The organism is Nocardia wallacei, assembly GCF_029868745.1.
Lineage (GTDB): Bacteria > Actinomycetota > Actinomycetes > Mycobacteriales > Mycobacteriaceae > Nocardia > Nocardia wallacei_B.
In genome coordinates this window covers 1-10,856 of record NZ_JARWOP010000033.1, presented here as the reverse complement: position 1 = coordinate 10,856, position 10,856 = coordinate 1, and the positions used below count along the sequence as shown (strand labels likewise).

The window sequence follows — 10,856 nt, the reverse complement described above, 5'->3', positions numbered from 1 at the left end:
GGGGGGGGGTTTTCTGTTGTTGGTATAACCCTTTGCCCCGGTCTGTTTTGCCTTTCCAAAAACTTTTTCTATGCCCCACCCCCTCCCCACCCGGCCCCCGGCGGCGCACCCTTTTTTCCGGCCCGGGGACGACGACGGCCGGTCCGGAGCATGTCCGGACCGGCCGAGTCGGCGCGACGATCAGGCGGCGTTCGCGGTGCAGGCGTGCAGCACGATGGTCGCCGGGCGCGGGCTGGCGCTGCCCAGGTCCGGGAACGGCGGGGCACTGGGGCCCAGCACGTCGCGGGCCTGCTTCTCCGCCTCCGCCTGGGTGGGGCCCCAGCCGACCGCCACCTTCCGGTCGACGCCCTGCGCCACCGCGCCGCACCCGTCGGTGAAGTGCAGCACGACACGGCAGTCACGGACCCCGCAGTGCGAGTTGGCAGCGGCGTCCGCGGCGCCGGGGTCGTCGTAGTTGACCGCCGACGCCACCGTTCCGGTGCTGTCGGACAATGCGATCGCACCGTGCAGGGTGCCGGCGGCCGAGGCGGGCCCGGCGACCCCGAAGCCCGCGACCGCCGCGCCGGCCAGCACGACGGCTGCCTTGGATACCAAGGACATAGAAAGTTCCACTCCAATCGAGACGGCAATCTGACGACTGGATCTTTCTCCACCGCGCGTGGTTCTGTCCACCACCTGCCGGCGGGCGCTACCGTTTCGAAATGTTCCGGCCGACGCGGCTTTTACACGCCCGTGACACGGGCGGGCCCTCCCGACATACGAGTACATGATTCTGACAGCCAGTCGTCCGATCGAGAGGAGCAGTCCGTGACCTTTCACGTGCCGATCATCGATATCTCGCCCTACACCGAGGGTGGCGGCGACACCGCACGCGCCGCGGTCGCCCGCCGGATCGACGACGCCGCTCGCACCGTCGGTTTCATGCAGATCCGCGGCCACGGCGTCCCGGACGCGGTGATCGCGGAATTCGCGGCGGCCGTCGATTCCTTCTTCGCCCTCGATCCGGACATCAAGAACAATTACCGCACGCCGCCGGAGATCAATCGCGGATACTCACCGCCCCGCAGCGAAAGTCTGAGCCTCAGTCTGGGCGTTCAGGCGGCCGACGGGATGAACGACTATTTCGAGGCGTTCAATGTCGGGGTCACCGCCGACCGATATCCGGATCTCGATCTCCCTACGTCGGATTACGCGGAAAACCTCTGGCCGCAACAACTTCCGCGTTTCCGCTCGCGGGTGCAGGCGTATTTCGAGGAGGCCGCCCGGGTGGCGCGGGTGCTCACCACCATCTTCGCCGACGCTCTCGCCCTGCCGCCGGGCTACTTCGACCGGTTCACCGATCACTCCCTCGACGTGTTGCGCATGAACAACTACGCGCTGCCGCCCGGCACCGTCGACCTCGACGGTGAACTCACCGGCATGGGCGAGCACACCGACTACGGGATCGTCACGGTGCTCTGGGCCGACCGGGCGCCCGGACTCCAGGTGCTCGGCGCCGACTCCCGCTGGCACGACGTGCGGCCCGCCGACGGCGCGCTGCTGGTGAATCTCGGCGATCTGATGGCCCGCTGGACCAACGAGCGCTGGCTCTCGACGCTGCACCGCGTGCGGCCGCCGATCACGCACGGCACCATCGAAAGGCGCAGGAGCGCCGCGTATTTCCACGACGGCAATATCGACGCGGTGATCGAGACACTGCCGTCGTGCGTCGGTGCGGGCAGCCGGTACCGTCCCACGACCGTCGCCGAGCACATTCGCGCGAAATTGGCGGGTTCGCGTGCGCTGCAGCCGAATACCGGCGCGGCGCGGGAGGCCGCCCGCGTCCTCGCGGCCGCCGAAGACCCGTAGCGGATTGTGAGGCGAGACAAATTAGGGGATTTCGGATATTCGAATCCCGCTTGTCTGAAACCATGTTCTCATGCTAGGAAGTCGGATTTCCCGCCGGGCCGCAGGGACCGCCGCGGCGCTGATCGCCTGCGCTACATGCGTAGTGGGCGGCGCCCACGCGGACGAGCCCGCACCGGCCGCCTCCGACGGTTGCGCGGCCGCGGCGGCGCCGGGGGAATCGCTCCAGCAGTTCGCGGCGGCCGGGAAAGCGGGCAGCTACATCCTGGATGTGCCGAACCACACCGGCCCGCTGCCCGTGGTGGTCGATCTGCACGGCTACATGGAGCCTGCCGTCATCGCGCACGACGTCTCCGGCCTGAGCCGCCTCGGCGCCGAGGCGGGATTCGTGACGGTCACGCCGCAGTTCGAGGAATCCGGTGCGCCGCGCTGGGATTTCGGCCCCGGCAGCGCCGATATCGCCTATCTGTCCGACCTGCTCACACACGTGGAATCGACGTTGTGTGTGGACCGCGCCCGGGTGTACGTCGCGGGAATGTCGATGGGCGCCTTCACCGCGTCCTCGATCGCGTGCCAGCTCTCCGGTCGCGTCGCGGCCATCGCCGCCGTGGCCGGGCTGCAGGACTTCGACTGGTGTCGGCCCGACCGGGCCGTTCCCATCATCGCCTTCCACGGCACGGCCGACCCGATCGTCGCTTATACCGGCGGCCTGGGCGCGCACGTCCGCTTCCTGCCGAAACCGGACGGCACCGGATCGGTCGATCCCGACGACCACAGCGGCTCGCCCGGTGGCCCCGGCCCGCGGAGCATTCCGGACAACGCGGCCGCGTGGGCGCGGCGCAACGGCTGCGGCACGGATCCCGCGACACAGCGGGTAGCCCGGGATGCCACCCTGACCGTCTACGCATGCCCCGCGGGCGCCGACGTCGAGTTGTACTCGGTCGACGGTGGCGGGCACGCCTGGCCGGGCTCGTCCGCCACGCTGTATCCCACTCTCATCGTCGGCGCTTCCATGAACTCGATCAGTGCCACCACCCTCATGTGGGACTTCTTCCGGGCGCATCCGCTGCGGTCCTGAAATGCGCCCGTAACATTTGCCCGCTCATCGCTGAAACCAGCAGTGCGACAAGGCAATGCGGCCGGGATGCCTGGCGAATCCGGAGCGCATGGCCTAGCCTGCAAGGGCAGCACTTCAGCCGTGGTCGAGCGATGCGGACGCAGGCCCGCTCAGGAGGGGACACCTGAAATGGATCCGAAGACCATGGTGGCCGAGGTGTCTGCGCCGGTGCACGTCGGCGACGCGAGCAATTTACCGCCGGACACACCGCTTTCGATTCCCCTATCACGCCTCAGCGCGAATCCCGTTGTCATGACGGGTTGTCCGGTCCGGACGTGAGCACGGCGCGCCGAAACCGGTAGCCCCACAGACGAAACCGAACCCCGCTGGGTTGTTTCAGGCCGACCGCGGCCCCGACCCGGGTCGATCACCGGCACGGGCATCACGATGCCGAGACCCACGACGGCCCGCCGGCGGGTGCAGCGCGAACGATCTTCCATGTCAGGAGACACCAACAGTGAGAATTGACGTGCCGTTCAGGCCCGCGCATACGCTTCGCACACCGGCGCACCGCGGCCGGAAATCATGCAGTCCCGCACCCGCACAACAGGTTTCGGCCGAGCAGGCGGTGGACTGACTCGATGTCGTCACCACAGCAACAGGGCGCGTGCCCGGTCGGGTACGGATCGCCCACCTCGATCCACAGCACCGGCGTGGCATTGAGCGGCCCGGAGTTCGCCGCCGATCCGCACGGCGCGTACCGCGACATGCGCAAGCGGTACGGCTCGCTGGTGCCGGTCGAACTGGCGCCGGGCGTCCCGGCGACCCTCGTACTCGGCTACCGGGCCGCGCTGGAGATCCTCAACGACGAGTTCCACTTCCCCGCCGATCCGCGGGTGTGGCAGGGCAACGTGCCCGACGACAGCCCGGTCAAGCAGATGCTCGAGTACCGGCAGAACGCGCTGCGCACGGCGTTCGACGAGCACGACCGCTACCGGCGCGCGCTGTCCTGCCTGGCCACGGTCGATCTCAACAAGATGGAGCGGGCGGTCGATCGCGCGGCGGAGGAGCTGATCAACGGCTTCTGCGCGTCGGGCACCGCGGACATTCGGATGGATTACGCGCTCCCACTGACCTTCCGGGTGCTCAGCGAGGTGATGGGGTTCCCGCACGAGGCCGCGCACAAGGCGTACCAGGGCATGGCCGCCATCCTGGAGGGCATCGGCGCCGAGGAGGGCAACGCGATCTTCGCCGCCACCCTGTACGAGGTGATCGTGCAGAAGCGCGCCGCGCCGGGCGATGACCTCACCTCGCGGCTGATGGCCTCGGCCGAGCAGCTCGACGATATGGAGATGGTGCAGCAGGCGGCCCTGCTGTACGCGGCGGGCACCGAACCGACCACCAATCTCATCCTCAACACGCTGCGCCTGGCGCTGACCGACGACCGGTTCGCCGGCGGCGTGATCAGCGGCACTCTACACACCCGTGACGCGGTCGACGAGACGCTGTTCAACGATCCCCCGCTCGCGAACTTCTGCGTCAGCTATCCGCGGCAGCCGATGCTGATCGACGACGTGTGGCTGCCCGCCCATCAGCCGGTGGTGATCAGCCTGGCGGCCTGCAACAACGACCCGGCGATCAATCGCGGCGACCGCACCGGCAACCGGTCGCACCTGGCGTGGGGCGCGGGCCAGCACGCCTGCCCGGCGCAGCCGGTGGCCCTGGTCATCGCCCAGCGCGCGCTCGATCAGCTGCTCGACGCGCTGCCGGACATGCGACCGGCCGTCCCGGCGGCCGAATTGTCCTGGCGGCCCGGACCTTTCCACCGCGCCCTGGCCGCGCTGCCGGTGGTGTTCCCGCCCTCGGCACCGATGATCCTCACCCGTTAGGAGTCCCGATGACGATTGACCACGAAACTCCGCTGATCCTCGACGCGACCGGAGCGGACGTGCAGGGCGAGGCCGCGCGCATCCGGGCGCGCGGGCCGGTCGTGGCGGTCGTGCTGCCCGGTGCGGTCACGGTGTGGTCGGTCACCGACCAAGCCGTACTGCGCGGGCTGATGACCGATCCGCGGGTGTCCAAGGATCCGAACCACTGGTCGGCGTATCGCGACGGCGAACTGCCGCCCGACTGGGTGATGGTGCCGTGGGTGGCGGTCCGCAACATGCTCAACGCCTCCGGCGGCGATCACCGGAGGCTACGTCGGCTGGTCGCGCCGGCCTTCACCGACAAGCGAACTCGCGATATGCGGCCGCGTATCGAGGCGATCACCGTGGACCTGCTGGATCGGCTGGCCGAGACCGCGCCGGGCGACATCGCCGATCTCCGTGCGGAATTCGCCCGGCCACTGCCGATCCGGGTGATCACCGAACTGATGGGCGTACCGGCCGAACTCGGCGCGACGCTGCAGGTGTGCGCCGACCGGACGCTCGACACCACACTCGGCCCGGAGGCGGCGGTCACCAACTTCGTCCAGCTCAACACCGCGCTGGCGGAGCTGATCGCGTACAAGCGCGACCACCCGGGCGACGACCTCACCACCGTGCTGATCAGCACCAGCGACGAGGACGGCGCCCGGCTCAGCGAGCAGGAACTCAGCGACACCCTGGCGCTGATCATCACGGCGGGCCACGAGACGACCACCAACCTGCTCGATCACGCCATCCACGCGCTGCTCACCCATCCGGGCCAGCGCGCGGACCTGGACGCGGGCCGGATCACATGGTCCGACGTGATCGAGGAGGCGCTGCGGCACGAACCGCCGATCGCGCACATGCCGTTCCGGTTCGCGGTGGCCGACATCGATCTCGGCGACGGCGTGCGCATCGCGCGGGGCGAGGCGTTCATGGCCTCGTTCGCGGGCGCCAATCGCGACCCGCAGGTGTACGGGGACACCGCCGACGAGTTCGACGCGGACCGGGAGACCAAGAGCCACTTGGCCTTCGGGCACGGTGTCCATCACTGTCTGGGCGCGCCGCTGGCCCGGATGGAGGCGTCGGTCGGGCTGGCGGCGCTGTTCGAGAGGTTCCCGGAGATGCGCCTGGCCGCCGAACCGGCGGCGCTGGGTCACCTACCCAGCGTCGTGATGAACGGACACCGCACGCTCCCGGTTCAGCTGCGATAGCCGGTCTACTTCTCCTCGCCCGACTCGCCGCCGCTGTGCAAGGCCTTGTCGAGTTCCTTGCGCAGCCGGTCGGCGGTCTCCTCGTCACCGGCGTCCGACGCGGTGGTGATGTCCTGGCGGAGCTGGGCGATGATGTCCTGGAACGCCACGGTCATGTTCTCCTTTCCGTGCGAGGGCCTACCTCCCTCGGATGTCCGGTCTGCCAAGATCGAAACGGCCGGGCCGTGCGGTGAACCGGATCACAGGCTGTCACGGCGGGCGGGCCCGCGGTGTCCTATGGTCGATCGCATCGAGCCGCACGATCGGCGGCCGGCTAGGAAGAGGACCTGCTGTGGATACCGACCACGCCACCGACCCGGCGACCGAGGCGTTCGTCGCCCACCGCAATCTGCTGTTCACTGTCGCCTACGAGATGCTCGGCTCGGCGGCCGACGCCGAGGACGTGCTCCAGGAGACCTGGCTGCGGTGGAGCCAGGTCGACCCCGGGCAGGTCGAGGACGCCCGCGCCTACTTGGTCCGGATCACCACCCGACAATCGCTGAACCGGTTGCGAACCCTGAAGCGCCGCAAGGAGTCCTACGTCGGTCCCTGGCTGCCCGAGCCGCTGCTCACCACTCCCGATGTCGCCGAGAACGTGGAACTCGCCGAGAGCATGTCGATGGCGCTGATGCTCGTCCTCGAGACGCTCTCCCCCACCGAGCGCGCCGTCTTCGTGCTCCGGGAGGTCTTCGACATGGGCTACGACGACATCGCGGCGGCGGTCGACAAGACACCCGCGGCGGTCCGTCAGATCGCGCACCGCGCCCGCGGGCACGTCGACGCCCGCCGGCCGCGCACCACCGCGACGCCCGCCCAGGCCAAGGCCGCGCTGGAATCGTTCCAGCGGGCCATCGAGACCGGCGACCCGCAGGGCCTGCTCGACGTCCTCGCGCCGGAGGTCGTCCTGCTGGGCGACGGCGGCGGCGTCAAACGCGCCGCGCCGCGCCCGGTCGTCGGCGCGGAGAAGGTGGCTCGCTTCATGGCCGCCGGCCTCCGCAAGGTCGGCGCGACGCTCACCACCGAGGCGACGACGATCAACGGCAACCCCGCCCTCCTCTTCCGCCTCGACGGCGAGATCGAGGGGGTCATGGCGTTCCGGATCGAGGACGGCCGTTTCACCGGCCTCTATTTCGTCCGCAACCCGGAGAAGCTGACCCGCGTCGAATCCGCGACCACACTGAGCCTCGGCTGAAGTCGTTACCTTTCCGCGGCGGCTCGCGCGCTCGCCGATTCGGCGGGGCTCGCGCTGCTCGTCGTGCTGGACTAGCTCGGCCCGAGCGAGCGATTGGCCTTCGTGCTGCACGACATGTTCGCGGTCCCGTTCGCCGAGATCGGCCGGATCCTCGGCAAATCCGCCGACGCCACCAAGATGATCGCCAGCCGGGCCCGAGGGCTGGTGACCGTGGATATCGGTCACATTTGTCGGGTGCGGCTGCTAATTTGCGGGCGTGGATCTGTTCTCACGTGCTTGGGCGGCGTTGCGGGTGGCGGTGGCCGGACTCTCGGACGAGGATTTCACCCAGCCGTCCGGATGCACCGGGTGGCTGGTGCGAGATCTGGTGTGCCACTTGGTCATCGACGCCCAAGACGTGCTGATCACGCTGGTCACACCCGCCGATTCCGAACCTACGCGCGACGCGGTGACGTACTGGGAGGTCACCGACAAACAGCCGACCGGCGAGGAGCCGCTCGACGCTCTGACCGTCCGGCTGGCCGCCGCCTACGAGGATCCGCGCCTGCTGCAGTTCCACCTCGACGATGTCGGCTCGGCCGCCGGGCGCGCGGCCGAACTCGCCGACCCGAATCTATGGCTGCGCACCCGCGACGAGGTCATCACCGCGGGCGACTACCTCGCCGCCTACGTCCTGGAATGGACGCTGCACCATCTCGACCTCGTCGCACACCTGCCGCATGTCGCCGCACCGCCGGAGGAGACGCTCGCCCGGTCCCGGCGAATTCTCGAAAAGATCGCTGGGACAGCGTTTCCCGCGACGTGGTCCGACAGCGACGCGCTGCTGATCGGTACCGGGCGGCGGGTCCCGACCGACGCGGAAGAAGCCGAAATGGGAGACCTGGCGGGCAAGGTTCCCCTGATCCTCGGCTGACGGGAGCACACGCCGATTACCAAGGGCCGATGACGAATTCGAGCGTCGCCAGGATGACCGCGGCGACTGTCGCCACGGCGAACGCGCCGAGCGTGGTCAGCGCGGCGGACCGCCACGGGTTCCGGGCGCTCCCCCGCTGCACGAGCATCCCGACCACCGCGCCCGCGAGGGCGAGCACGAGCGCACCGCCGAGTATCAGATAGAACACGCTCGCCAGGGCGGCGTCGGCCGCACCCGACGACCCGCGAGCGTACTCGGCGAACGGAACCGGGAACCGGTACACGCACGCCACCACAGCCGCGGCCAACGGCGCGGTCAGTAGAGCCGCGACCGCACCCCACAGCGGCACCGCCCAGCCGCGGCGCGGCGGGCTGGTCACCGGCGCGCTGTCAGACCGTGAAACCGAGGGCCCGCAACTGCTCCCGGCCGTCCTCGGTGATCTTGTCCGGGCCCCACGGCGGTATCCAGACCCAGTTGATCTTCAAGTCCTCCACCAGGCCGCTGCGCACCAGCGCGTTGCGGGACTGGTCCTCGATGACATCGGTGAGCGGGCACGCCGCCGACGTCAGCGTCATATCCAGCACCGCGACCTCGTTCTCCAGGCGCAGGCCATAGACCAGGCCGAGGTCGACGACATTGATGCCCAGCTCCGGGTCGACGACGTCGCGCATCGCCTCTTCGATGTTCTCGAGCTGCTCCTGCTCCTCGGCGGACAGCTGCCGCTCGTCGGCGGGTGCTCGAGTCTCTGCGGGTGTATCAGTCATGGCGTTCCCCGTTCGTGGAAAAGCTATTGCGCTCGTTCTGCTCTGCGGAGGTTATCCGCACCACGGCATCCTTGAACGCCATCCAGCCCAGCAGCGCGCATTTGACGCGCGCCGGGTACTTCGAGACGCCGGCCAAGGCGATGCCGTCGCCGAGCACCTCCTCGTCACCCTCGACGGTGCCGCGGCTGGAGATCATCTCGCTGTACGAGTCGACGGTCTTCAACGCCTGCTGCACCGGCAGGCCGATGACCTGGTCGGCGAGGATGGACGTGGCGGCCTGGCTGATCGAGCAGCCCTGGCCGTCGTAGGAGACGTCGGCGACATCGCCTTTGCCGTCGATGTGGACGCGCAAGGTCACCTCGTCGCCGCAGGTCGGGTTGACGTGGTGCACCTCGGCGCCGAACGGCTCGCGCAGCCCGCGGTGATGCGGGTGCTTGTAGTGGTCCAGGATCACTTCCTGGTACATCTGCTCCATGCGCATGATCTATGCAACTCCGAAGAAGCTCTGGGCCTTCCGCACCGCGGCGACCAGCGCGTCCACCTCGTCGACGGTGTTGTAGACGGCGAAGGAGGCACGCACGGCGGCGGGCACGCCCGTGCGCCGCAGCAGCGGCCACGCGCAGAAGTGCCCCACCCGCACCGCGACACCCTCGTCGTCGAGGATCTGGCCGACGTCGTGCGCGTGGATGCCGTCGACCACGAACGACACCGCGCCACCGCGTTCGACGTTCTCGACCGGGCCGACGATTCGCACGCCGTCCAGCCCGCTCAGGGCCTCGAGTGCCGCGCCGGTGAGCGTGTGCTCGTGCGCCGCAACGGCTTCCATGCCGAGTTCTTCCAGGTACCGCACCGCCGCACCCAGGCCGACCACCTGCGAGGTCATCGGCACACCGGCCTCGAACCGCTGCGGCGGCGGGGCGTAGGTGCTGTGGTCCATGTAGACGGTCTCGATCATGGAGCCGCCGGTGATGAACGGCGGCGTCTGCTCCAGCAGCTCGTAGCGGCCGTACAGCACGCCGACGCCGGACGGGCCGAGCATCTTGTGCCCGGAGAACGCGGCGAAGTCGACGCCCAGCGCGCGGAAGTCCACCGGCATGTGCGGCACCGACTGGCACGCGTCCAGCACCGTCAGCGCGCCGACGGCCTTGGCGCGGCGGACCAGCTCCTCGACCTGGCCGAAGGCGCCGGTCACGTTCGAGGCGTGGGTGAAGGCCACCATCTTGGTGCGCGGGGACAGTTCCAGCGAATCGAGATCGATGCGGCCGTCGTCGGTGACGCCGTACCACTTCAGCGTGGCGCCCGTGCGGCGCGCCAGCTCCTGCCAGGGCACCAGGTTGGCGTGGTGCTCGAGTTCGGTGGTGACGATCTCGTCGCCGGGGCCGACATGGAACGGAAACCTGTTGTCCGCGAAGGAATATGCCACCAGATTCAGCGATTCGGTCGCGTTCTTGGTGAACACGATCTCGTTCGCGCCGACGCCGACGAAGCGGGCGATGTCGGCGCGGGCGCCCTCGTAGGCGTCGGTCGCCTCCTCCGCGAGCTGGTGGGCGCCGCGGTGCACGGCGGCATTGTGCTCGGTGAGGAACCGGCGTTCGGCGTCGAGGACGGCCACCGGCCGCTGCGAGGTCGCTCCGGAATCCAAGTAGACCAAGGGTTTTCCGTCGCGCACGGTGCGGCTGAGGATCGGGAAATCGGCCCGGATCTTCGCGACGTCGAGGGCACGCGACCCGGGGACCCGGCTATCGGAAACCGTAGCGGTCATATCAGGCTCCAGCGGTAGCGGCCGCGGCGGAGGTGAAGCGCACGTAGCCGTTGGCGTCCAGTTCGTCGGCGAGTTCCGGCCCGCCCTCGGCGACGATCCGGCCGCCCACGAACACGTGCACGAACTGCGGCTGGATGTAGCGCAGGATGCGGGTGTAGTG

The 10,856-nt window shown here is 69.1% G+C and carries 12 protein-coding genes and 1 pseudogene; 6 read left to right on the top strand and 7 right to left on the bottom strand.

Annotation, left to right across the window (positions count from 1 at the left end; all coding sequences use genetic code 11):
• Positions 1-180: 180 nt before the first annotated feature.
• Positions 181-600, bottom strand: a complete 420-nt coding sequence (locus tag QH470_RS01455; RefSeq protein WP_280270408.1) for a DUF4189 domain-containing protein — start codon at positions 598-600, stop codon at positions 181-183.
• A gap of 207 nt (positions 601-807) precedes the next feature.
• Here QH470_RS01455 and QH470_RS01450 point away from each other — a divergent pair, with 207 nt between their 5' ends.
• From QH470_RS01450 to QH470_RS01435, 4 genes are all read left to right on the top strand, one after another.
• On the top strand, positions 808-1,848 hold the full coding sequence (locus tag QH470_RS01450) for an isopenicillin N synthase family dioxygenase (protein WP_280270407.1): 1,041 nt from the start codon (positions 808-810) through the stop codon (positions 1,846-1,848).
• 70 nt (positions 1,849-1,918) lie between these two features.
• Positions 1,919-2,923 carry a CE1 family esterase gene (locus QH470_RS01445; RefSeq protein WP_280270406.1) on the top strand — a complete coding sequence of 335 codons (1,005 nt, stop codon included), beginning with the start codon at positions 1,919-1,921 and terminating at the stop codon, positions 2,921-2,923.
• Positions 2,924-3,543: 620 nt separating this feature from the next.
• The gene (locus QH470_RS01440; RefSeq protein ID WP_280270405.1) at positions 3,544-4,791 is read left to right on the top strand and encodes a cytochrome P450 family protein; all 1,248 of its coding nucleotides are present in this window, start codon (positions 3,544-3,546) and stop codon (positions 4,789-4,791) included.
• 8 nt (positions 4,792-4,799) lie between these two features.
• Complete coding sequence (locus tag QH470_RS01435; RefSeq protein ID WP_280270404.1) at positions 4,800-6,026, top strand: cytochrome P450 family protein; 1,227 nt, start codon at positions 4,800-4,802, stop codon at positions 6,024-6,026.
• Positions 6,027-6,031: 5 nt separating this feature from the next.
• Here the strand turns inward: QH470_RS01435 and QH470_RS01430 are convergent, their stop codons facing one another.
• Positions 6,032-6,181, bottom strand: a complete 150-nt coding sequence (locus tag QH470_RS01430; protein WP_280270403.1) for a hypothetical protein — start codon at positions 6,179-6,181, stop codon at positions 6,032-6,034.
• Between the two features lie 176 nt (positions 6,182-6,357).
• On the opposite strand from QH470_RS01430, the gene QH470_RS01425 reads away from it, so the two are divergent.
• Together QH470_RS01425 and QH470_RS01415 are read left to right on the top strand one after the other, a co-directional pair.
• Entirely contained in the window at positions 6,358-7,257 is a 900-nt protein-coding gene (locus QH470_RS01425) for an RNA polymerase sigma-70 factor (protein ID WP_280270402.1), read from the top strand.
• Between the two features lie 256 nt (positions 7,258-7,513).
• On the top strand, positions 7,514-8,170 hold the full coding sequence (locus tag QH470_RS01415) for a maleylpyruvate isomerase N-terminal domain-containing protein (protein ID WP_280270401.1): 657 nt from the start codon (positions 7,514-7,516) through the stop codon (positions 8,168-8,170).
• A 16-nt stretch (positions 8,171-8,186) separates the two neighbouring features.
• On the opposite strand, the gene QH470_RS01410 is transcribed toward QH470_RS01415, so the two are convergent.
• From QH470_RS01410 to sufC, 5 genes and pseudogenes are all read right to left on the bottom strand, one after another.
• Complete coding sequence (locus QH470_RS01410) at positions 8,187-8,549, bottom strand: hypothetical protein (protein WP_280270400.1); 363 nt, start codon at positions 8,547-8,549, stop codon at positions 8,187-8,189.
• A gap of 10 nt (positions 8,550-8,559) precedes the next feature.
• Positions 8,560-8,934: a metal-sulfur cluster assembly factor gene (locus QH470_RS01405; protein ID WP_280270399.1), complete on the bottom strand. Its 375-nt coding sequence runs from the start codon at positions 8,932-8,934 to the stop codon at positions 8,560-8,562.
• Positions 8,927-9,415, bottom strand: coding sequence for a Fe-S cluster assembly sulfur transfer protein SufU (gene sufU / locus QH470_RS01400; protein ID WP_280270398.1), 489 nt, complete (start codon positions 9,413-9,415; stop codon positions 8,927-8,929). Before sufU ends, QH470_RS01405 begins: the two co-directional genes overlap by 8 nt.
• A gap of 3 nt (positions 9,416-9,418) precedes the next feature.
• Entirely contained in the window at positions 9,419-10,696 is a 1,278-nt protein-coding gene (locus QH470_RS01395) for a cysteine desulfurase (protein WP_280270397.1), read from the bottom strand.
• 1 nt (position 10,697) lies between these two features.
• Positions 10,698-10,856 (bottom strand): annotated as a pseudogene (sufC, locus tag QH470_RS01390) (Fe-S cluster assembly ATPase SufC); the annotation flags it as partial.